The organism is Proteus vulgaris (assembly GCF_033708015.1).
Lineage (GTDB): Bacteria > Pseudomonadota > Gammaproteobacteria > Enterobacterales > Enterobacteriaceae > Proteus.
In genome coordinates this window covers 253704-278197 of the sequence record NZ_CP137920.1, presented here as the reverse complement: position 1 = coordinate 278197, position 24494 = coordinate 253704, and the positions used below count along the sequence as shown (strand labels likewise).

Annotated in this window: 18 protein-coding genes and 3 tRNA genes; 10 read left to right on the top strand and 11 right to left on the bottom strand. The window is 38.5% G+C overall.

The genetic code is table 11. The features are described from left to right. Window positions 1-86 precede the first annotated feature (86 nt). The 4 genes from miaA to tsaE are packed head-to-tail and all read right to left on the bottom strand — an operon-like array spanning window position 87 to window position 4842. Window positions 87-1028 (bottom strand): tRNA (adenosine(37)-N6)-dimethylallyltransferase MiaA, encoded by a 942-nt coding sequence (gene miaA / locus SB028_RS01460; RefSeq protein WP_069369879.1) that lies wholly within the window; start codon window positions 1026-1028, stop codon window positions 87-89. Further along, window positions 997-3006 (bottom strand): DNA mismatch repair endonuclease MutL, encoded by a 2010-nt coding sequence (gene mutL / locus SB028_RS01455; RefSeq protein ID WP_069369880.1) that lies wholly within the window; start codon window positions 3004-3006, stop codon window positions 997-999. The genes miaA and mutL overlap by 32 nt, the downstream gene beginning before the upstream one ends. Window positions 3007-3029: 23 nt before the next feature. Beyond that, window positions 3030-4361 (bottom strand): N-acetylmuramoyl-L-alanine amidase, encoded by a 1332-nt coding sequence (locus tag SB028_RS01450; protein ID WP_069369881.1) that lies wholly within the window; start codon window positions 4359-4361, stop codon window positions 3030-3032. 13 nt (window positions 4362-4374) lie between these two features. Then, window positions 4375-4842, bottom strand: a complete 468-nt coding sequence (tsaE, locus tag SB028_RS01445; RefSeq protein WP_023583616.1) for a tRNA (adenosine(37)-N6)-threonylcarbamoyltransferase complex ATPase subunit type 1 TsaE — start codon at window positions 4840-4842, stop codon at window positions 4375-4377. A gap of 224 nt (window positions 4843-5066) precedes the next feature. On the opposite strand from tsaE, the gene queG reads away from it, so the two are divergent. Continuing rightward, a complete protein-coding gene (queG, locus tag SB028_RS01440) occupies window positions 5067-6221 on the top strand; it encodes a tRNA epoxyqueuosine(34) reductase QueG (protein ID WP_069369882.1) in 1155 nt (384 codons plus the stop codon). Window positions 6222-6952: 731 nt separating this feature from the next. Here the strand turns inward: queG and SB028_RS01435 are convergent. The 4 genes from SB028_RS01435 to orn form a co-directional block, all read right to left on the bottom strand. Continuing rightward, window positions 6953-7028 (bottom strand) — tRNA-Gly (locus SB028_RS01435). Between the two features lie 35 nt (window positions 7029-7063). Then, window positions 7064-7139, bottom strand: a tRNA-Gly gene (locus tag SB028_RS01430). 36 nt (window positions 7140-7175) lie between these two features. Continuing rightward, window positions 7176-7251 (bottom strand) — tRNA-Gly (locus SB028_RS01425). 166 nt (window positions 7252-7417) lie between these two features. After that, window positions 7418-7963, bottom strand: coding sequence for an oligoribonuclease (orn, locus tag SB028_RS01420; RefSeq protein WP_069369883.1), 546 nt, complete (start codon window positions 7961-7963; stop codon window positions 7418-7420). A gap of 115 nt (window positions 7964-8078) precedes the next feature. Between orn and rsgA the strand changes: the two genes are divergently transcribed. From rsgA to SB028_RS01375, 9 genes are all read left to right on the top strand, one after another. After that, complete coding sequence (gene rsgA / locus SB028_RS01415) at window positions 8079-9137, top strand: small ribosomal subunit biogenesis GTPase RsgA (RefSeq protein WP_069369884.1); 1059 nt, start codon at window positions 8079-8081, stop codon at window positions 9135-9137. 87 nt (window positions 9138-9224) lie between these two features. Continuing rightward, on the top strand, window positions 9225-10121 hold the full coding sequence (asd, locus tag SB028_RS01410) for an archaetidylserine decarboxylase (protein WP_069369885.1): 897 nt from the start codon (window positions 9225-9227) through the stop codon (window positions 10119-10121). Between the two features lie 21 nt (window positions 10122-10142). Continuing rightward, window positions 10143-13478: a miniconductance mechanosensitive channel MscM gene (gene mscM / locus SB028_RS01405; protein ID WP_069369886.1), complete on the top strand. Its 3336-nt coding sequence runs from the start codon at window positions 10143-10145 to the stop codon at window positions 13476-13478. A 1307-nt stretch (window positions 13479-14785) separates the two neighbouring features. Beyond that, on the top strand, window positions 14786-14929 hold the full coding sequence (locus SB028_RS01400) for a LysR family transcriptional regulator (protein ID WP_318859753.1): 144 nt from the start codon (window positions 14786-14788) through the stop codon (window positions 14927-14929). 126 nt (window positions 14930-15055) lie between these two features. After that, window positions 15056-15661 carry a LysR substrate-binding domain-containing protein gene (locus tag SB028_RS01395; RefSeq protein WP_318859752.1) on the top strand — a complete coding sequence of 202 codons (606 nt, stop codon included), beginning with the start codon at window positions 15056-15058 and terminating at the stop codon, window positions 15659-15661. A gap of 205 nt (window positions 15662-15866) precedes the next feature. Continuing rightward, window positions 15867-16388, top strand: coding sequence for a fimbrial protein (locus tag SB028_RS01390; RefSeq protein WP_069369888.1), 522 nt, complete (start codon window positions 15867-15869; stop codon window positions 16386-16388). Window positions 16389-16446: 58 nt separating this feature from the next. Next, entirely contained in the window at window positions 16447-17106 is a 660-nt protein-coding gene (locus SB028_RS01385) for a molecular chaperone (protein WP_069369889.1), read from the top strand. 12 nt (window positions 17107-17118) lie between these two features. Further along, window positions 17119-19644, top strand: coding sequence for a fimbria/pilus outer membrane usher protein (locus SB028_RS01380; RefSeq protein ID WP_318859751.1), 2526 nt, complete (start codon window positions 17119-17121; stop codon window positions 19642-19644). A gap of 9 nt (window positions 19645-19653) precedes the next feature. Continuing rightward, the gene (locus SB028_RS01375; protein ID WP_318859750.1) at window positions 19654-20676 is read left to right on the top strand and encodes a fimbrial protein; all 1023 of its coding nucleotides are present in this window, start codon (window positions 19654-19656) and stop codon (window positions 20674-20676) included. A 68-nt stretch (window positions 20677-20744) separates the two neighbouring features. Here the strand turns inward: SB028_RS01375 and yigL are convergent, their stop codons facing one another. From yigL to recQ, 3 genes are read right to left on the bottom strand one after another with little or no spacing between them, the layout of a single operon-like run. Further along, window positions 20745-21545 carry a sugar/pyridoxal phosphate phosphatase YigL gene (gene yigL, locus SB028_RS01370; RefSeq protein ID WP_069369892.1) on the bottom strand — a complete coding sequence of 267 codons (801 nt, stop codon included), beginning with the start codon at window positions 21543-21545 and terminating at the stop codon, window positions 20745-20747. A 12-nt stretch (window positions 21546-21557) separates the two neighbouring features. Then, window positions 21558-22562 carry a lysophospholipase L2 gene (gene pldB, locus SB028_RS01365; protein WP_069369893.1) on the bottom strand — a complete coding sequence of 335 codons (1005 nt, stop codon included), beginning with the start codon at window positions 22560-22562 and terminating at the stop codon, window positions 21558-21560. Window positions 22563-22580: 18 nt separating this feature from the next. Continuing rightward, entirely contained in the window at window positions 22581-24410 is a 1830-nt protein-coding gene (gene recQ, locus SB028_RS01360; protein WP_248620513.1) for an ATP-dependent DNA helicase RecQ, read from the bottom strand. Between the last annotated feature and the right edge of the window lie 84 nt (window positions 24411-24494).

The following is a 24494-nucleotide window of genomic DNA, read 5'->3' as shown; positions in this document are numbered from 1 at the left end:
TTTTATATTAGAACCCAATGGGTTCGAAAAATGAACTACTCAAAAATTGCGCTTTGGCAACTATCAATTTTACACAAACCTACCATCTATGCACTAACTACCTGCAAAACAGTGTCAAGAGATTGTTTTGGATCTTCACTATCAAGCCAGTGAATATCATTCCAACCTCTTAACCAAGTGATTTGTCGCTTCGCTAATTGCCGGGTAGCGCAGATCCCTCGATAAACCATCTCATCATAATCTATTTCGCCAGATAAATATGACCACATCTGGCGATAACCGACACAACGTACAGAAGGTAGATCTTCATGCAAATCGCCCCGTTCATATAATGATTTTACTTCATCTTCGAATCCACACGTTAACATCTGTTTAAAACGGGCTTCAATGCGTTGGTGAAGAACATTTCTATCTTTCGGAGCAATCGCAAATTGATAAACATCATAAGGCAAAGACTCGCCTGATATTTTGGTCAATTCCGTCATTGTCTTACCTGAAATCAAGTAAACTTCTAGCGCACGTGAAAGTCGTTGAGGATCATTAGGATGGATCCGTTGTGCTGCAACGGGATCAACTAATGCTAACTCTTTATGTATTGCCTCCCACCCCTGCTCTGCTGCTTTTTTTTCTATTTCAGCACGAACATCTGAATTAGCGCTAGGTAAAGGCGATAGACCTTCAAGTAACGCTTTAAAATATAGCATAGTCCCACCCACTAATAGTGGAATTCGTCCAGCTGCGGTAATTTCTTCCATTGCATTGAGTGCATCACGTCGAAAATCCGCAGCAGAATAGGGAAATGCAGGGTCTAGAATATCAATTAATCGATGTGGAGCAAGCGATTGCTCATTCGCATCTGGCTTTGCTGTACCGATATCCATACCACGATAGATAAGAGCTGAATCCACGCTAATAATATCTACAGGCAGTTTCTGTCTCAGTGCAATTGCTAATGCTGTTTTACCTGACGCTGTAGGTCCCATTAGAAAAATTGCTTTAGGTTTTATTTGCGTGTTCACATCGCTCATTATTTAATGCCACTACCACCGGTTGTAAATCAATTAATTGTAATAAGTTTTTTGCTGGCTGTCTGACATATTGAGGACAAAGTCTTTCAATATCAGCCAATAATCCTACGGCCTGAGCTTGCGACCATTGCACCTGCTCTGCCCCTAATTGTTTTGCTAGCCACTGCCCAAGCTGTTGCTCGGTACAAGATTGCTCTTCTGACAAATAGGCTAATAATGCCGTCAGTAACACAGGTAAATTTTGCTGACGCAAAGGTAACGACACCGCATGTATCGTTGCTTTACCGTGAGAAATTTCGATAATGATCCCAAAATGGCTGATTAGCGATTGAAACTGATTAAATACACTAATCTCCTCTTTACTCAATGCCAACTTTAAAGGCACGAGCAAAGGTTGTGGTTTCAATGTTTCATCTTTAGGCAGTAATTGCGCACATTTTAACAGAAAATCAGCTTCTTCCAATGATAACAACCCAAGACCTTGTGAAGATTCTATTAACGCATATTTGTGCTGATAAATTGCCAATACTCGCCCAAAAGTATAATCAGTTTGTCCATCTTTCGCATTGACGGAACGAGGCATCACCGAAATAGCATCTTCTTTGATATTATTAGTTGTATGAACGAGTTCGCCTAAATTCAATGGGGCACGCTCAGGAAATAGTGGTATTTTTTCTCTATCTTCTGATGTTGATACACTTTCTTGCATCATTTTTTGATAAAGCGCACCCTGTGTCCTTTGATAGCTTTCACCAAATTGACGGCGATCTCCAAATTGAGAGGCTTGTTTTTGATGTGAGTTATTGTTGTGCTCTCGTTCACTGTATTGATGTGATGGTGTATTTGGCTGAGTTTGAGTTACTGGTGCTTGATAAGGCTGAGAAAATACATTTTCACCTGCAACTTGACGATTTTCAGGGAAATTTAAAGCTATTTCGTGCTCTTCTTCATCATCCGAATCCAGAGATAAAGGCTCTTGCGTTGCTTGTCGTAAAACACTCAACACACCTTGATAGATAAAATCATGAACCAAACGAGATTCATGGAAGCGAACTTCATGTTTAGCTGGGTGGACATTAACATCAACTTGGTGAGGATCAACGCTTAAATATAAGATGTAAGAAGGTTGCTGCTCTCCTTGTAAATAACCTTCATAAGCTTGGCGAATAGCATGATTAATTAATCTATCACGCATCATTCGTCCATTCACATAGCAATACTGAATTTCACTACTTTGCACCGGTGATAAAGGGTGTTCTACCCAACCTTTTATTGCTAAATCACCATGTTCCCACGATAACAACATCGATTGATTAACAAAATTATTACCGCAAATTGCACTCAATCGGCGATTTTGCTGATTTTCATCTTTTACTGCACGGTATTGCCGAACGCGTTTACCGTTATGAGTCAGATTGATAGAAACATCAAAACGCGATAACGCAATGCGACGAACCACTTCATCAATATGTGCAAACTCTGTTTTTTCAGTACGCAAAAATTTACGTCTTGCTGGCGTGTTATAAAAGAGATCAAGCACTTCAACCGTACTTCCGACAGGATGAGCCGCAGGCTTAACAGCGACAGCCATATCTCTGCCTTCAGCATAAGCTTGCCATGCTTCTTCTTGATCTTGAGTACGTGATGTCAACGTTAAACGAGAAACTGAGCTAATGCTCGCTAACGCTTCACCACGAAAGCCCATACTCATTATGGCTTCGAGATCGTCCAGACTTGATATTTTGCTAGTTGCATGGCGAGCAAGTGCTAACTTCAAATCATCGCGATTGATACCACACCCATTATCACGAATACGAATAAGCTTCGCGCCGCCTTTATCGATATCAATATCAATCGAGGTCGCACCTGCGTCTAAACTATTTTCCAGCAACTCTTTAACAACAGAGGCCGGTCTTTCAACAACTTCCCCTGCGGCAATTTGGTTTGCAAGCTGAGGAGGTAATAAATTTATCGCCATGACCTTTATTCCATTTTACTCAATCAATTAGGCGCATTTTGTAAAGGGTGAGCCAGAAAATAATTTTTTAAACCTGCATGAATAGATGCCGCAAGTTTCTCTTGATAAGCGTCGGAAATGAGTAACTGCTCTTCTGACGCGTGACTGATAAAACCTGTTTCAACTAAAATGGAAGGAATATCAGGTGAACGTAAAACACCTAAACTCGCATGCTCTGGTGTTTTCTTATGTAATGAACCCACTTTCCTTAATTCAGACAATACAGCAACAGCAACGTCATAACCTACTCGCTGTGAATTACCGAACTGCAAATCGAGTACTGCTTGGCTTAAATAGGGATCTGCACCATCTAATGCATCACCTGCACCACCGAGTAATTCAGATTGTTTCTCACTTTGTTCGAGCCACTTACCTAATTCACTGTTTGCGCGACGATTAGAAAGCACCCAGACAGAAGCACCTCTTGCACTACGATTGGGGGCTGAGTCTGCATGAATAGACACTAACATATTCGCGCTCTGCTTACGGGCAACTTCAGAGCGCCCTGCAACTGAAATAAAATAATCACCACTGCGTGTTAGAACGGGTTTAAACATAGGATCGTTACGTAAGCGAGCTTCCAACTTCCTTGCCACACTTAGCGTTACGTCTTTTTCACGATTACCTTTCTGACCAATCGCTCCCGGATCTTGCCCACCATGCCCCGCATCTATCGCAATAATAATTTGGCGTGAACCGGCTTGTGGTTTTGACGATGTGGTTCGTGGTTTTACAATAGGCGCAACAGGGGTAACCTCGGGTGTTGATTGGGTAATTAAAGGGGCCATTTCCCGATTAGTATTTAAACTTGAATTTGATGTAGTGACGGTCGCACTTGGTGATAACGCAACAATACTGACGGTGGATTGGGTATTGCTATTTTGTCGACCATTCAGAGCCTTAATAGTAAGCACTAACTTATAGCCACCACTTGCATTCATCAAACGTTCAGTAACCACCACAGGCTGAGCAAGCTCAACAACCAAACTTTGGTATTGACTATCTTTTGATTGCGTTGAGCGAATTTTATGGGCTAACTGCCCATTACCTAATGCTGCCGGTAATCCCGTGATTTTTGTACTTTGTTTAAAATCCATCACTAAACGGTCAGGGTTTTTTAATGAGTAATATCGATAACTCGGCTTCCCATCACTAAACGTGAATGTGAGGGTTGTTGCTGAAATACCGTTTTCTGCTTTTACTTCTGTCACAGTAGCGGCTTGTGCTGCTTGCACAAAAAATAAAGACAAAACAACCAACAGAAAGGCAACAACATAACGCTGACTTTGACTCACAATGGTGATGAGACTCGACATAATCAATATTCCTTTATGCAGACTGAATACGGGATAAAACAGTATTCCCTCTTTGTGAAAGGGCAACAAAACGCGCTTTTCGACCTTCGTCTTCGTAGCTTAAATGAAGCTCTAAATCCGCGTTAGGTAAAAAGCCTTCGCCTTGCGATGGCCATTCAATAAGGCATAACGCGTCTTGCTCAAAATAGTCGCGTATTCCCATAAACTCTAGCTCTTCAGCAGAAGCTAAACGATAAAGATCAAAATGATAAACAGGATTTGGTGAAAGCATATAGGGTTCAACTAATGTATACGTTGGACTTTTTACATGCCCTTGATGACCAAGCGCTTGTAAAAAGCCTCGGCTAAAGGTTGTTTTTCCAGCGCCCAGATCGCCATATAAATAAATGATCAATCCGCTATGATTAGTCGCCATTGCAACAGTACGCCCGAGTTCAACTGTTGCCGCTTCATCTTCTAATGTAACAACCCATTCTTTCATATTTATATAATCTATTGTTAAGTTATAACGGCTTAATAAAGAGAGATCGTTGGAGAACATCAAATACTAAGCTTTATATGTTTTCTTAAGGCAAATAGTTATCGAAATCACTATCAAATAACCATACCATAAATCTATTTATTGTGAGGATTTTTCCTACAGCCTCACTATGATACACTGCGCGCTCTTAGGACTCACCTCTTACCTATTGATTCGGTTTATTCATGTCATCACTCGATCTTAATCTTCTCGCTCAAAACATTAAATTATGGGGTTCTGAGCTAGGTTTTCAACAAACAGGGATATGTGATACTGACTTATCACTTGAAGAACCTCGCCTACAAGCCTGGTTAGATAAACAATATCATGGTGAAATGGCATGGATGGAAAAGTATGGAATGACTCGAGCCAGGCCTCATGAATTGGTGCCTGGGACATTACGTGTTATCAGTGTCAGAATGAATTATCTCCCTACGGATGCCGCATTTGCACGAACCTTAAATAATCCAGAACAAGGCTATATCAGCCGTTATGCGCTGGGTCGGGATTATCACAAAGTATTAAGGCAGCGTCTTAAAAAACTTGGCGAAAGAATTTCACAATATTGTCAGCAGTTTGAATATCAAGGAGTCGTCAATTTTCGTCCTTTTGTTGATTCAGCACCTATCATGGAACGTCCATTAGCCGTTAAAGCTGGGCTTGGCTGGGTTGGTAAACACTCACTTGTTATTAACAATCAAGCAGGCTCTTGGTTTTTCCTTGGTGAACTACTGATTGATTTACCATTACCGATAGATAGCCCTGTTGAAGAGCAATGCGGTAAATGTGTCGCCTGTATGACAACCTGCCCGACAGGTGCCATTGTTGAACCTTATACTATTGATGCTCGTCGCTGTATTTCTTATCTTACTATCGAACTTGAGGGAGCCATTCCTGAAGCGTTTCGCCCTCTGATGGGTAATCGTATTTATGGTTGTGATGATTGCCAGCTTATCTGTCCTTGGAATCGTTTTTCATCACTGACTGACGAAGAAGATTTCTCCCCAAGAAGTGCACTTCATACCCCAGAATTACTCAATCTCTTTCAATGGAGTGAAGATAAATTTTTGCGTATCACTGAAGGTTCGCCAATCCGTCGTATTGGCTATTTACGCTGGCTGAGAAATATTAGCGTGGCGCTAGGAAATGCACCTTACCAAGATAAAATTATACTTGCCTTGCAAAAACGTTTTGGATTGAGTGATGTTTTAGATGAACATTTAAACTGGGCGATTGCACAACAGACAGCAAAGAGAAATGAAAAAGAAGTAAAAATACAGACTTCACAACAAAAACGTTTAGTAAGGGCGATAACTAAAGGCTTGCCTCGCGACGCTTAATTTTTAACAGAATAAACGCATTACGAGTAATCATTAATTTCCTCTGTGAATAAAATAAAAATCCCTTGCCTATCAACATGAAAAAAAAATTCAAGCGAACTAAGACTCAAAATTAAAAAAATTAAAATAAACTTAGTTATCAATTAGATATAAAAACCAATCAATTTATTAAAGAGAATAATATTCTTAGCACCTAAGAATACGAACTTGTGGATAACTCTGTGCAGTAAAAAAATAAATAGTGTTTAGATGCGGTGATTATTAGCATCTTGCTGTGGATAAATCGATTTGGGAAGATTTTAAGAATAGTAGAATATATATCACTTTTTTTTACAGAAAAGTCAGAGAAACTCTTTTCTTTTTCTAAAATACTATTCAATGCATGTTTAACAGAATAAAGGCCTAAATCCTAAAAAATGATCTTACCTCAAGTTTCCCCTCTAAATGAGGAAAGGCGCACATTCTAGTGCCGTCAAAATAGAAATGCAAGCAAAGATCAAAGATAGATCACAAAAAAATAGCTTGATCTTACATGTAGTAATAATATTTTCTTTTTTGAACAATAATCCCGAACACGCTTTTTGTGCGCATTAAGTAAAATTACTTAATCTGCACCCTAAAACAGTGTAGTTGATATTAAAAAAAGTGAGAGAAAAAACTTAAAATTTCTTTATGGGGATTAAAAGTATGGGGATTAAAAGTGAGATTTGGTAAAACAGAGGAAAAAAACTTGGAGCGGGAAACGAGACTCGAACTCGCGACCCCAACCTTGGCAAGGTTGTGCTCTACCAACTGAGCTATTCCCGCATTTGGTAAGTTTTGACAATGACTAGTAAAAGATTTGGAGCGGGAAACGAGACTCGAACTCGCGACCCCAACCTTGGCAAGGTTGTGCTCTACCAACTGAGCTATTCCCGCATCGCATAACACGACTAATAATTGTCTAAGAAAGATTGGAGCGGGAAACGAGACTCGAACTCGCGACCCCAACCTTGGCAAGGTTGTGCTCTACCAACTGAGCTATTCCCGCGTCTTTCTTACACCCGTACAAACAAAATTCTTCATCGGTACGGGAAGCGCATTATACGAGAAAAATGCTTAACCGCAAGCCTTTATCAACAAAAAAATACGTTTTTTTGATTACATGCTGATAAAACCATCACAATGATGCAATATGAATCATTAATGCACGTTTTTTACTCTTTAATAAAAGTTTTACGATAATAAGCAAGCTCTGCAATCGATTCACGAATATCATCCAATGCCTGATGCGTATTCTTTTTCTTAAAGCCTTCTAAAATTTCAGGTTTCCAACGACGTGCTAATTCTTTTAATGTGCTTACATCAAGATAACGATAGTGAAAATATTGCTCTAACTCTGGCATATAACGGTATAGAAAACGTCGATCTTGCCCCACACTATTACCACAAATAGGTGATACACCTTTTGGTACCCATTTTTCTAGGAATTCAAGTGTCGCTTTTTGTGCTGAATTATCATCATATGAACTGACTTTTACGCGCTCAACTAAGCCACTAGCGGTATGGGTACGTGTATTCCATTCATCCATTAAACTTAATTGTTCATCAGATTGATGGACGGCAATTACTGGGCCTTCGGCTAAAATATTAAGTTGAGGATCTGTCACAATAGTGGCAATTTCGATGATACGGTCACATTCAGGATCTAGACCTGTCATTTCCAGATCTATCCAGATCAGATTGTTCTCGCTTTTTGACATAATATATCCTAGCTGTTTCTAAGTGTGAGACATGATATTTTAGCGTTTATCATAGCGCGTTTACTCAATAAGCACGACAGAAGAACATCTAACCGAAGAATACAAGTGAGGATCGGTGACAAAACGTAAATTATCTAAAGGCCAGCAACGCCGAGTACAAGAAAATCATAAAAAGCGTTTGCAGAGCAAAGAGAAAAAAAACCACGTTGAATTAGACGATACGCAATTAGGCGAGGCAACCGAAGGCTTAGTCATCAGCCGTTTTGGTCAACATGCAGATATCGAAGCTGCTGACGGCACAATTACACGATGCAATATTCGACGCACAATTTCATCACTGGTAACAGGTGATAAAGTTGTTTGGCGCCCTGCGCTACAAACACAAGAAAATGTCCGCGTAAATGGTATTGTTGAAGCCGTACACGAACGAACTTCAGTGCTTACTCGACCTGACTATTATGATGGTATTAAACCAATTGCCGCTAATATTGATCAAATTATTATCGTTTCGGCTATTTTGCCTGAACTTTCTTTAAATATTATCGACCGTTACCTTGTCGCATGTGAGACTTTAAACGTTGAACCTCTCATTGTGCTCAATAAAATCGATATGTTAGATGAAGAAAGCCGTAAGACGGTAAGTGAATGGATGCAAACGTATAAAGATATTGGGTATCGTGTCCTTGAAGTCTCTAGCTATACTAAAGAAGGGTTAGAAGCGCTGACTCAAGAACTTATTGGACGCATCTCTATTTTTGCTGGGCAATCCGGTGTCGGTAAATCAAGTTTACTTAATACGCTGTTACCCCCAATGGAAGAAAGCATTGTTGTTAATCAAGTCTCTGATAACTCGGGTTTAGGCCAACATACGACAACCGCATCACGCCTTTACCATTTCCCACAAGGCGGAGATGTGATTGACTCTCCGGGAGTACGTGAATTTGGTTTATGGCACTTAACGCCAGAGCAAGTAACAAAAGGTTTTATTGAATTCAGGCCGTATCTTGGTGGCTGCAAATTCCGTGATTGTAAGCACTTAGACGATCCGGGATGTTTAATCAGTGAAGCAGTAAGAAACAACGAAATCGCAGAAACACGATTTGAAAACTACCATCGAATTTTAGAAAGTATGAGTCAGGTGAAAGTTCGTAAGAATATTAATTTAGACTCTTAATAATTGATTCACTGACAACCCTATTAAGGGTGGGTACAATAGACCCCTTTTGTCTATTTTTATCGTTTAATCCCAGAGGTTGCCATTTTGGACAAGCTAAAAATTAAACTACAGTATTTATTGCCTAAATTATGGCTAACACAATTAGCAGGTTGGTTCGCAAATAAAAAAGCGGGCGCCATCACCCAGTTTGTTATCAAGACGTTTGCGAAAGCTTATAAAGTCGATATGAATGAAGCGAAAGACAGCCAATTCCAAGCTTATTCTACATTCAATGACTTTTTTATTCGTGCGTTAAAAGACGGTGCACGCCCTATCGTTGAAGGGAATGACAAACTTGCACTACCAGCTGATGGTGCAGTCAGTCAACTTGGTCTAATTCAAGATGATCAAATCTTGCAAGCCAAGGGACATCACTACACTCTTGAAGCATTACTTGCTGGTAATTTTATGTTGGCAGATAAGTTCCGTAATGGTCAGTTTATTACGACATATCTTTCACCTCGTGATTACCACCGTGTTCACATGCCTTGTGATGGCTTATTAAAAGAGATGATTTATGTTCCCGGCGATCTTTTCTCTGTTAATCCATTAACGGCAGCTAATGTTCCTAATTTATTTGCACGCAATGAACGTATTATCTGTCTCTTTGAAACTCAATTTGGCCCAATGATACAAATTCTGGTGGGTGCAACTATTGTGGGTAGTATTGAAACGGTTTGGTGTGGCATGGTAACACCACCTCGTGAAGGTATTATTAAACGTTGGACATATCCTCAAGCGGATAAAGCAGGAGCGATATTCTTGAAGAAAGGTGAAGAAATGGGCCGATTTAAGTTAGGCTCAACTGTCATCAACCTTTTCCCAGAAAATACCGTTCAATTGAATAAAGATCTTATGAATGGCTCCGTTACATTAATGGGGGAACAACTGGGTTCCATCATCAATGTCGCTGGTAATGACAATAATGCCATCAGTGAATAACTCGTAATTCGGAGTAACTTTGTGCGCCTGATAATCAGTCTTTTCCTCTCGCTCTTTTTGACACTTTCATTAAGTACATCCGCAATATCAGCAGATGTAGAGAAATTACGTCAAGATATTAAACAACTTGAAGGAAGCACCAATCCTCAAGATATTGAGACAGTTCAGGCGCTACAAGGCACGATCAATTGGATTAATGACGGTGAAAAAGCGCAAACAAACGCAGATAGCTATCAAAAAACCATTGATGATTACCCTCAAATTACGCAAGAGCTAAGAACGAAACTTCTTGAGGAAAGCCACGCTGTTCCTACTATCCCTGAAAAAATTAGCATCCCTGATTTAGAACAGAAAATTATTCAAGTCAGTAGCCAATTAATGGAACAAGCAAGGCTTCAACAACAAGAGCAAGATAAAAGCCGTGAAATTAGCGAATCTTTAAACTTATTGCCTCAACAACTTTCTGAAGCGCGCCGTTTACTTAGTGATGCAACAGCAAGACTCGCGACGGTCAGTGCATCAACAACACCGTTAACAGAAGCACAAAATAAGCTCACACAAGCAGAAGTCACCGCGCGTAAAGCCATGGTTAATGAGCTAGAAATGGCTCAACTTTCAGCGAATAACCGCCAAGAAATCGCTCGCCTTCGCTTAGAATTGTTTAAAAAACGCTATCAACGTCTTGATGTACAACTACAACAGTTACGCAGCTTATTAAATATAAAACGCCAAGAAGTAGCGGATCTCGCATTAGAAAAAACAGAGATGCTAGCAGAGAAAGGAGGCGAGCTTCCTGAGTTTCTGACAAAGCAGATCCAAACTAACCGTGAACTCTCTCAGATCCTGAATAAACAGACACAGGAAATGAGTCAGTTGTCAGAAAAGCAACGCATTACGACACAGCAAACACAACAAGTTCGTCAAACGCTCACCACGATTCGAGAACAAGCACAATGGTTAAGTGGCTCTACAGCATTAGGTGAAGCATTAAGAACACAACTAGCCCGCTTACCCGAAATGCCTCGCTCACAAGAACTTGATAGAGATATCATTCAGTTACGTGTCGAACGTTTAGGCTATGAGGATATGCTGGAAAACTTAAGTAAGATCCAGCCTCCAGAAACTGCCGATGGCTCTAAATTGCCTGAAGCTCAGCAATATATTTTTGATTCTCTTATCCAAGCACGACATGAATTACTGAATTCGCTACTATCTGGTTATGACTCTCAAATTCTTGAGTTAACAAAACTAAAAGTTGCGACAACGCAATTAGCGGATGCATTAAAAGAGACAAAAGACGCAACAAACCGTTATATGTTCTGGGTTGCCGATATTAGTCCTATCAAACTTAATTATCCGGTTTTATTAGTCAAAGATATCACTCGACTTCTTTCGCTAGATACCTTTTCACAATTAGGTCATGCAGCTGTCAGTATGCTTAAAAATCAGGATACATTCCTATTCCTGTTTATCACTTTATCGATTGTCGGTTTTAGCCTACGCACGCGAAAACATTACAACGCATTTCTTGAAAGAGTCAGCAATCGTATTGGTAAAGTCACACAAGATCACTTTTCTCTGACAATACGCACGGTCTTTTGGTCTATTTTAATTGCATTACCATTACCTCTGTTATGGTCTGCGGTGGGTTATGGTTTACAAAGTGTTGAATGGCGTTATCCAATGGCTGGCGCTATTGGATATGGGGTAACAGCCGCAGCACCTGTACTGTGGTTATTTATGATCAGCGCAACGTTTGCACGTCCTAACGGTCTCTTTATTGCTCAATTTAAATGGAAAGAGAGCCGTGTTAAAAAAGCAATGCGCTTTTACCAACTTTCTATTTTTGTCATCGTTCCACTGATGATGTCATTAATTACCTTTGAATATTATAGTGATAGAGAATTTGCGCCAACAGTCGGGCGCTTCTGTTTCTTACTACTCTGTATCGCCTTAAGTTTTATTACGTCTAGCCTTAAAAAAGCGCATGTCCCGCTTTATCTTGATAAACATGGATCTGGCGATAACCTCATCAACACCATTTTATGGTGGTTCTTACTTGTTGCTCCTGTTATTGCTGGTTTAGCCGCTGTCTTAGGTTATCTTTCTACATCGATTGTCTTACTCGGTCGTTTAGAAATGTCTGTCGCCATTTGGTTTGCGCTACTGATTATCTACCATATTATTCAGCGATGGATGCTTATTCAGCGCCGGAAATTAGCCTTTGAACGTGCTAAACAAAAGCGTGCAGAAATTCTCGCTCAACGTGCAAAAGGGGAAGATGAAAACACAATTATCGGAAGCAGTGGTGAGAGCACAGTCGGACTTGAAATTGAAGCTCAAGAAATAGACCTTGATGCGATTAGCGCGCAATCTATTGGTTTAGTTCGCTCTATTCTGACTATGATTGCATTAGTCTCGATGATCTTACTATGGTCTGAATTAAACACAGCGTTCTCTTTCGTCGACAATATCCGACTTTGGGACGTCACGTCATCGGTGAATGGCGTTAACACGGTGCAACCTATCACGATGGGCTCTATTTTAGTGGCGATCCTCGTCATCATTATTACAACCCAATTAGTTCGAAACCTTCCAGCTTTACTTGAGTTGGCTATTTTACAGCATCTTGATTTAACGCCAGGTACGGGTTACGCCATTACCACTATGACCAAATACACCATCACCTTAATTGGTAGTATTGTGGGCTTCTCTTTATTAGGGATCGAGTGGTCAAAATTACAATGGCTAGTCGCCGCAATGGGGGTCGGGTTAGGTTTTGGTTTACAAGAAATTTTTGCCAACATTATTTCAGGTTTGATGATCTTATTTGAAAAGCCAATCCGTATTGGCGATACCGTCACCATTCGTAATTTGACCGGAAACATTTCTAAGATCAACACACGGGCAACGACGTTAACCGACTGGGATAGAAAAGAAATTATCGTACCGAACAAGGCCTTTATTACAGAGCAATTTATTAACTGGTCTCTATCAGATTCCGTTACGCGTATCGTCATGACAATCCCCGCTCCCGCAGACTGCAATAGTGAGCAAGTGACCAATGTGTTATTAGAAGCCTCAAAACGCTCTACAATGATTTTAGAAAATCCCGCACCTGAAGTTTATCTCGTCGATTTACAGCAAGGAATTCAGATTTTTGAATTACGCGTTTATGCTGCAGAGATGGGACATAGAATGCCGGCAAGACACGAGATCCACCAAAATATTCTCTTAGCCTTTGCAGAGCACGGTATTCCATTACCATTCCCCCCCTTCCAAGCAAGAGTGGACATGATGGGCAATACAATTCGTAGCTCAATGCGAGCAACACCAAGAGAAGTGGGTGGATTATAAGTCCTACATCAATTAATTTGATAAAAAGCCATTATTTTCTCAAAAAAAACGAAAGATAATGGCTTTATTCTTTTTGCCTCATTCTTTTCATCCTTTTCTATGATGCTTTTTTCGCCTTATCCTATTTGTCTATTTCTCTCATAGCTCATTGATTGCACCAAATTAATTCATATTTTCGTCCTAACCCCTTATTTCTAGAAAAAAAAGAAGATTATTTTTTAATTTTTTGTTTAATAAAATTGATAAGTAATAACGAAAAGAAACTATCTATCACTTGATAGCAATATGAAGATAATAAAGTGAGCATCATAAAGAGAATGTTACTTTTTCAGATGAGTATTTTTAATGTCGTATATTTTTCTAACAGAATACTCATTTAATCAGAGAGAAACATGCCATTTTGGATAAGGCATTTAATTTACCTTAAGATGAAATATGTTTTGTTTCGCTTTTATTATTTCACCACGCTATTAACGAAATCGAGCGCTTAACTAAAATTCTCACCTCAATTATTGATCTAAATCATATTTTCACATTTTTATACTTAATTTAACTCATAGAATGAGTAGAAATTGCGTTTTTTGGATTCTAGCTTTTAAATTATTGCCTCTATCTGATCGTTTCGTTTCCCTAAGTTAAATAGATTAAGTCATTTATAGCGTACAATACTTAACATCCGATTCTAAAACACCCATAGCTTTACATATCGCAATATATCTACACCCCCATATTTAACACTAAACATAATCTAATTTAGATTATCATATAGTATTTATCATCAAAAGCAGCCTTCTTTGCCTTGATTTAATTCCCTTAAAGAAATATAAAATATTTAAAATACTCATTTTTTATATTAAAAAATAATAAGAAAAAAATAAAAAAACAAAAAATAAAAAGATTATAAAAATAAATAAAGAATTATTTAAAACAAGATAAATATAAATTACATTTAATATTATAATTTCATAAATTCAAATCTATAAATAAAGATAAAATAAAAAATAACAATATAAATAAAAAGTCTTCGCTATCGTTAAATATAATACTATCTAGTTAAACAAGTCATTTTAAAAAATAGTCAGATTAGTTATATCTAATTTATTAAATAAAAAAATTAAAATAAAAAATATTAAATATTTCCTCTAAAAATTGTACTAATTATTAATAAATAACATTATAAGCTGTAATGTTAATATTTTTTAAACTTGATTTAAAAATGAGTATTACTACCTATTAACAATGCTAAGATATATTGCTAGCTTCATTTTTAATGAGTATTAAATAAACAATAATATAAAGGTTCCATTATGGAAAAATCCCGAACGACTCTCGATCAGTGGATTACCTTACAAGCCGTCGTTGACTACGGTGGCTTTGCTCAGGCCGCAGATGCATTACATAGAACACAATCATCAATTAGCTATACTATCAATAAATTAGAGCAGACTTGAGGCGTTGAAATCCTCTCTTTAGAGAAAAGACGAGCGGTACTTACTCACGAGGGTAAATTATTACTTGAACTTTCTAGAGAAATTACTGAAAAAGCAATCTCGTTAGAGAAAAAGGCAAAAAACTTATTGCTTAACAATAAGTTAAAGATAAATGTACTCATCGATCCTTTATATATTTCAGGTGCTTTCTGGAATAAATTATCTCAATTTATTAAAGAGAATAGACATTATGATATTAATATTCATAAAACTGCACTCAGTAAATCAGATATTTTAGCGCAAAAAGATCACGATTTGGTGATCACACATTATAATATAAAATCATTACAACCCATTGATTTAGAAAGCATTAAAACCGTATTAGTAACACACCCTAAGAGTGTTTTACAACATCTTCAACATGATGAATTATCTAAGGAATTACAACAACATACCTATATTTCTTTACTCGCTGATAGTTCAAATGTCGATCATAATAACCAAGTTATTCATGTTGGCTCAGTGGAAACAGCAATAAACTTAGTCAAGCAAGGTATTGGTTATTCTCGACTTCCCTTAACGGTTGTTCAGGAAGAATTGAATAAAAATACAATCAAGCAATTAAAAACACACAATGAAGATAAAGAATATAAGTTCTATCTTTACCTGAATAAAAATTCATTTTCGGCAGGAGATATAAAAAACTTATTGTCCTTAATAAATAATCCACATCAAAATTTAATTAGTGATTAATTAAACATTATTTTTAATTTTAAAAACGAACATTAAATAATTTGATATGAAGGCAAAAAAAACTCATGCAAATCTTTATTAACTTAAATTTTTTGTGATGTTATATTTTATTTGCATATTTCTTATGCAAATAAACTAATACTTAAATCTATACTTATAAATAAATTAAAAAGTAAAAATAACTACTTTTTATATAGGACCGATCATGAGCAAATTAAATAAATCACTCTATTTATTAGGGATGAGTCTCTCTCTACTTTCTACACCTGCTGTTTTTGCATCGGGCACAATTAACTTTATCGGAGAAATAACAGATCAAGCCTGTACTGTCGATAGTTCATCTAAAAATCTAACCGTAGATTTAGGAAAAGTATCATCAAAAAGTTTAGCGGCTAAAGGTGAAGTTGCAGGCTTAAAAGACTTCACAATTAAACTCATTGATTGCCCACTGAATACCACTGTGGCTGTCCGTTTTGGTGGAAATCGCGATGCCGTTGATAGCGATATTTTAGCGATCGAGCAAGTCTCTGGTGGCGCAACAAATGTGGGTATCGCTCTCTTTGAAAAAGATGCCGTGTCTCCAATCAAACTATATGACGATTCAAAAGAAGTCGAAATCACAGGGACAGAAATTAACTTAGACTATGTTGCACGTTACAAAGCAACAGCCCAAGCAACACCTGGCCCAGCAAATGGATCTGCTGTTTATAGCATCCAATATAAATAATAAAAACGAGGGTAATACTTATTACCCTCTTATTTCTCTTAACTTTGTGGCGCCATTTATGAAAAAGAATATCCTTCTAACTCTATTTTTATTATTTTCTCTCATAACGGAAAGCCATGCTGCAGGAGTCAGTGTAGGGGGAACTCGGTTTGTTTATAACGATAATGCGCGTGAAATAAGCATTCCTATTCTTAATACCGATAAAGAAAAACCTTATCTTATCCAGAGTTGGGTTTCTGCTTTTCAAGGTACAGAAAAAACACCTTTTATTGCAACGCCACCGCTTTTTCGTATCGAACCTGATAGCACAGGAACTGCACGTATTTCCTATACGGGTGAACCGTTAAATTCAAATACTGAAGTCGTCTATTGGCTAAATATAAAATCAATTCCACCTGTTGAAAAAAGCCCTGAAAATCAATTACAACTCGTCATTAATTCTCAATTTAAACTCTTTTTACGCTCTAATGATATTGAGCCACTTAATTTTAATAACGTCGAATTGTCAAAACAAAGCCAAGGCTTAGTGCTTAATAATAAAACACCTTATCACCTAACAATTAAACATATTTTTATTGATGACAAACGCTACCCTTACGACCCTTTAATCAACCCTCATCAAGAAGTGGTGTTACTTAAAGAGAGTCTCATTTCTCAGAAAGTCACTGTGCAGTTTATTAATGACTACGGTGCAACTGTAGATAAAGTATTAAATTAAGAGTGTAAAGTTATGACTTTATCCATCATCGCATTATCTACAAAGCAATTATCGGTCTTTCCTACCGATAATCTCTGTCGCCATTGTCTACTTGCCATGGCGATAACCTCTATTTTATTTCCTTATCAGGTGATTGCTGAAGAGAAATTTAATCCTGATGCACTCAATTTAGGAATAGAAAACCAAATCGCAGATATTAATAACCTTGATTATTTTTCTTATACCGGAGGACAGCTTCCTGGTGTCTATTCTGTTGATATTTATCTCAATAATAAACTAATCGACAATCGCCAAGTCCGTTTTATTTTTGATGAAGAAAAAAAAGCACTGACACCAGAGCTCACCAAACAAGATTTATTAAATTGGGGGGTGAAAGAATCTGCAACTTCGCAATTTAGTCAGCAAGCAAGCACATCAATAATTACCGATATTGCTAACGTTATTCCGAATGCAAAGTATCAGTATGATTTTTCACGAGCACGTCTGTCGTTTTCTATACCACAAATTGCTTTATACAATTATGGGCAAGGTTATATTCCACCAGCACAGTGGAACGATGGCATAAATGCGGCTTTTGTTAACTATTCTTATCGTCAAAATCAGTATTGGTATCGTGACCAAGATAATAGTAACTCTATTTTCTTAGGGTTACGTAGTGGCGTTAACGTTGGTGCTTGGCGTTTACGTAACCACAGTAACTACAATAAAAATGGTGATAACTCATCTCAATGGAATAGCTTACAGACTTATGTTGAGCGAGATATTCGTAGTTTAAAAAGTCGCTTAACTATAGGTGAAACTGCGTCTGATAATGATGTATTAGAGAGTATTCCTTATCGTGGCATTAAATTAGCTTCTGATGAAAGCATGTTGCCACAAAGCCAACGTGGATTTGCTCCCATCGTCAGAGGTATCGCGCAAAGTAATGCCGTTGTCACCGTTCGACAAAATAACAGCATCATTTATCAGACTTCCGTTCCACCGGGTGAGTTTGCCATTTCAGATTTGTATCCCACGTCTTACAGTGGTGATTTACAGGTTACGATTGAAGAGGCCGATGGAACAACCCGTACTTTTTCACAACCTTTTTCTGCTGTTCCCATGATGCAACGTGCAGGTAACTTAAAATACAGTGTAGATATTGGTAAATATCATGTAGATACGGCCGCAAGAAAACCTAATTTCTTTCAAACCTCGGCTATTTATGGGCTTCCTTATAATTTATCCATTTATGGTGGCACATTAATCTCTGCTGATTATCAAGCTTATGCGTTAGGCACAGGCGTTAATCTTGGCTATTTAGGTGCCGTTTCTGCGGATATTACTCATGCGAAAACAACGCTAATAAATGACGATGAAGCCCAAGGGCAATCTTATCGTATTCAATATTCTAAATATTTACCTGATACTAAAACTGGTTTTTCACTCGCTTCCTATCGCTATTCAACAAAAGATTATTACGATTTCTCAGCAGCTAATGAGCGTTTTTCTCATCTATATCGTAAGAAAAAACAGTTCCAATTATCTGTATCTCAATCTTTAGGCGATTTGGGCTATCTCTCATTAAATGGTTATCAGCAATATTATTGGTATCAAGACAGGGTCGATCGTAATGTTAATGTGAGTTTTAACTCAAATTATCGTGCATTAAGCTATAGCGTCTCTTATGCCTATAACAAACGTCAAGAAAGCGGATTAACCGATCAGATTTTATCTATTAGTTTTAGTCTTCCATTTAATATTGGTCAGAATAACAACTGGTTAAGTTATCGCTATAACACCAGTAAACAAGGTGATTCTATTAGTTCTGTGAGTTTAAGTGGTACTCAGTTGGACGATAACAATCTGCAATATGATATTTCACAAAACTACAATCATTCTCGTCAAGAATACAGTGGCGCTGTTAACGGCACTTACAGCGCTTCTGGAGGGGAGATCAGCGCAGGTTACAGTTACGACAAACGCTATCAATCAATGAATTGGGGCGCGACTGGCGCACTTTTAGTTCATCAAGGTGGGATCACACCATCTCGTACCATTTACGATTCTGCCATTTTAATTAAAGCAGAAGATATTGATAACTTAAAAGTCAGTAGCGCACAAAGTTTGTATACCAATGCACAAGGTTATGCAGTCATTCCTAATGTTTCACGTTATGAACGTAATAAAGTGACTGTTGATCCCGCTTCTTTAACAGGTAATAACGACGTTGAATTAACATCGACAACCGTTATTCCAACCAAAGGCGCCATTGTCTTAGCCGATTTCAAAGCAAGAAAAGGGGCTCGTGTGCTTGCAAACTTACACTACAACGGAACACCATTACCATTTGGTACTCAAGTTGAGATTTATAAAGACGACCACCTGCTTTCAAGTGGAATTGTAGCCAATGATGGTGAGGTTTTCTTAAATGGTGTACCTGAACACAGCCAACTACGCGCTAAGTGGGGTAATAGTGCTGTTGAACGGTGCCAAACAACGTTAAATGTGGATCTTGCCTTAGAAAAAATCCAATTTTTACAACTTGAATGCAGATAGGTGAGCATAATGAATAAATATATAATCCTAGGTTGTCTGTCTGCTATTTTGTATACACCAACCACATTTGCAGAATTTAGGGCAGAGTTTACCACTAAAACCGTCACCTACTCCGCGCCCATTTATGTCTCACGTTCGGCACCAATTTTAACGGAAATTGCGACGATCCCGTTAGGAACGATGAACGCATGGACATGGTGGAACCTTTCTGGAAATGCTGTCAGACCAGGAATTTATTTACCGGGTTCATTTAATACGTCTAGTCCTAGAGTTAATGGCGCATATGTCAAAGAATTTAACAGTAGTGGTGTGGGGTATACCTTACATGGCACCATTAGTGGGGGTTGTAGCGGCGCTGCTTATGTCGATGGTCAGCAAAACATTGATGGTAACTTCAGCAATCGCCTAATTTGCACAACCTATGCTACCAGTGGAAATTATTCTGTTTCATTAGAAATGAAGCTTTATAAATTACGAGATAATGTAAAATCACAAACGATCCCTGCATCACGGGTCGCTATGCTTATTATCTACAATAATGGCTTTATCACCAGTGACTATGTAGGAAAAACTGAGCCTGTAATTAATCTATCCTCTTTAAATATTGTCTCTAGTGGCTGCGATGTTGTGAATAATAATATTAATGTGCCATTAGGTACTGTGCCTAAATCGAGTTTTAGTGGTGTTGGCTCTGTAAGTCCCGAAAGTATTAAAGATTTTAATATTAATTTGAGTTGTGATCCGGTTTCGCCCATTAAGATCCGATTTAATGGTGTTGCGGATGATCAACAAACTGCTGGAACGATTAGCTTAAGTAATCCAACAGACAACAATACTGCCAAGGGGTACGGTATCCAAGTTAAATATAAAAATCAGCCTATCAAACTGGGGGAATTAATTACTGTCAGTGAAAAAAATAGCAGTGCAGGAAATTATTCTATTCCTTTAGAAGCCGGTTATATTCAAACATCAGATACAACGAGTGCAGGTAAAGCAAACGGAACATTACAGTTTACAATGCAATATCACTGACGAGATGTAGATGGATTTAAAAAGAAAAAGGCGAACAACATATTTTGCTCGCCTTTTTTTAGAAGGGATCACACTTGATATAGCTTACGTAAATAATGAGGAACGGCGTCATCGGCATTCGTGCCAATCACTTCCATATTAGGTAGCAGATCTTTTAATGTCTGGTGTGCATTTTCCATAATACAACCTTTACCCGCCATCTGTAGCATCTCTTTGTCGTTCATACCATCACCAAATGCAATAGCATCTTTCGCAGAGTGTTGCATCAGTTCAGCCACTTTCTCTAATGCCTCACCTTTAGATACACCGCCTGCCATCACTTCTAAGCAATTACGCAGTGAGAAACTTACATTAACCTTATCACCCCAACGCTGATTAATTTCATTTTCTAGTTTCAGTAATAGTTCATGATCATCAGAGGTGAAGAAGACCTTACAGACATGAGTGGTTGGAAATCCTGTTTTACAATATAGCTCATAGCCAAAGTCTGATTCTCGAAAAAACTCACAAGCCCCTGGCATCTCCTTATTAACATACCAGTAGTCACTGGCATAAATATTAGTTTCAATTTCAGGGTGATCAAAAACCATAAGCGCCAAATCATAAGCAATTTCAGGCTCAAGATCTTGGCTAAAAATAAGGTCGCCATGAGTGTTATGCACTCGTGCACCATTAGACGTTATCATATACGCGTTAATGCCTAATCCATCACGAATTTGAGCAACATCGACATGATGACGGCCTGTTGCAAATACAAAATGCACGCCTTTATTAATAAGTAGGTGCAGAGTTTCTTGCGTATAGGGAGTTAATACATGATTAGGTGATAACAATGTGCCATCAAGATCTGAAGCGACTATCGAATACATACACATTCCTGATTAAAATAAATGCTTATCATAAAACTCACAGATTTCATTTAATGCTTGTGAGCGTAGCTTATCTATTTCGAACAAGATTTCATGATGCGCACCTTCAATCACCAGTGGCAATTTTTGCTTTTCTTCTCTTGTTCTGGACTGACTATAACGTTCACAGAAAGCCCTTAGCTCTTGATTATCTACCACCTTATCCTGCTCTGCCTCGAGCACTAATAGAGGGGTATTAATCTCTCCCGCATGTTCAATTAACCCATCTCCCATTTTTAGACTTTCCCCCATCCAATGATAAGTAGGACCGCCTAATCGTAGTTCTGGAAAATCAGCATAATAACGTAAATATCGGCGATATCGCTCATGACTATGTGTTAACACATTAAGGATAAAAGGCAGTGGAAACCATTTACCTGTAGATACCGCGTAGTTATTTCTTTCAGATTGACTTTGTTCTGCTCGGTTAACTAAAAAATTAGCCACCCAGCGAGGGATGGGTAATTTTATACCAAACATTGGCGCACTTAATGCCGCGGCTTTAAAAACATGAGTTTGCTTTAGAAGATATCCCGCTAAGATAGCACCGCCCATTGAGTGAGCTAATGCAAAATAATGTGGGTATTGAAAAGGTAGCACTACCGTTTCGACGAACGTCGAGAAATCATCGATATAATCACTGAACTTTTCTACATGCCCTTTTTGCGTATCTTCTAATAATCTGCCAGAAAGCCCTTGTCCTCGATGATCGAGAAGAAAAACATCATAGCCTGAGTGAAAGAAATCGAATGCAACTTCAGGGTACTTTACATAGCTTTCGCTACGGCCTGAAGCAATAACCAGTGCTTTATTGTGCGATGGTGAGCGCCAATGAACATAGCGAATTTTGACGCCATCGACACCAACAAACTCACCCTCTTCACGTTGCCCCCAAAAATCTAATAAGACGCCATTCGTAAATGCAGAAAACTGCTTTTCACGCGATAACCACGAATATTTAAACAGAGTGGCTGTCATTGGCTCTCCTTATTGGCTTTATTCGAAGCCCTCAATATGGTCACGAATGAGTGTCATAAAAGCGGGTCCAAAGCGTTCTAATTTTCGTTGTCCAACACCGTTTATTAATAACAATTCATCTGGGTAAACGGGGCATTGTTCTGCCATTTCAATCAATGTGACATCATTAAAGACGACAAATGGCGGAATATTTTCCTCATCAGCAATAGACTTACGTAATTTACGTAGTTTCGCAAAGAGTTTTCTATCATACTGTCTATGGGTACTTTTTGTTTGTTGATTACGGCTTTTTGTCGGGCTTAATAATCTCGGTACGGCTAATTGTAATGGCACTTCACCACGTAAGATCGGTCTTGCCATCTCTGTCAGTTGTAATGCAGAGCGATGGACAATATTTTGTGTCACCATACCTAAATGAATAAGCTGGCGGATCACACTTACCCAATGTTCATGGCTTTGCGCTTTACCAATACCATAAACTGGTAATGTATCGTGTCCCAAATCTCGAATACGCTGATTATTCGCGCCTCTTAAAATTTCAACAATATAACCAATACCAAAGTGCTGACCCGTACGATAAATACAGGACAATGCTTTTTGTGCATCCACTAAACCATCATATTGCTTAGGGGGATCAAGGCAAATATCACAGTTACCACAGGCATTCTGTCGATGTTCATCGAAGTAATTTAGCAGTACTAACCGTCGGCAAGTTTGAGCTTCAGCAAATGCCCCCATCGCATTAAGCTTATGCATTTCAATGGCTTTTTGATCACTTTCTGGTTTTTCATCTAAGCAACGACGCAACCACGCCATATCAGCAGGATCGTAAAATAATACCGCCTCTGCGGGCAGTCCATCTCGCCCAGCACGTCCTGTTTCTTGATAATAAGACTCAATATTTCGCGGAATATCAAAGTGAACCACAAATCGGACATTAGGTTTATTTATCCCCATACCAAAGGCGACAGTGGCAACCACAATTTGTAAATCATCACGTTGAAAAGCGTCTTGTACTTTAGCGCGTTGTGCCATTTCCATTCCAGCATGATAACCCGCAATACTTAATCCGCGTTTACTCAAACGCGCTGCTGTTTCTTCGACTTTACTGCGACTATTACAGTAAATAATGCCTGATTTTCCTTTCTGACCACGAATAAATAGCCAAAGCTGATCTAGTGGTTTGTATTTCTCTACTAAAGTGTAGCGGATATTCGGTCTATCGAAACTGCTGATATGAATTAAAGGATCACGCAACGCTAGCTGATTAATAATATCGTAACGTGTTGTATTATCGGCTGTTGCCGTCAATGCAATAATGGGAACATCCGGAAGATATTGCCTTAATAACCCTATACCGCGATATTCAGGACGAAAATCATGTCCCCATTGTGAAATACAGTGAGCTTCATCAACAGCAAGTAATGCTGGTTTCCATTGCACTAATTGCTGAAGGAAACTTTCCATCATTAAGCGTTCAGGAGCAATATACAACAGTCTTATTTCACCCTTTTGACAACGTATTTGAACATCAAACTGCTCTTCTCGCGTTTGGGTTGAATTTAAATAAGCAGCTTCAATACCATGAAGGCAAAGTTGATCGACCTGATCTTTCATCAGTGAGATTAGTGGAGAAATAACCACCGTCACCCCATCGAGCAATAATGCTGGAATCTGATAACAAAGGGATTTACCCCCCCCTGTCGGCATCACGACGAGGCAATCTCTTCCCGTTGTAATAGTATGGATGATTTCTTGCTGACCAGGACGAAATTGCTGATAACCAAAGGTTTCTCGCAAAATAGCCTGTGCTGATGGCATTGAATTAAGAACTTCTGCTGTGGACACACCGTTCCTCTGAAAAGCTGCTGATAAAAACTATGATGAGGAGTAAAAGAAAAGGCACCAATGTGAAGGTGCCATCATCATTTA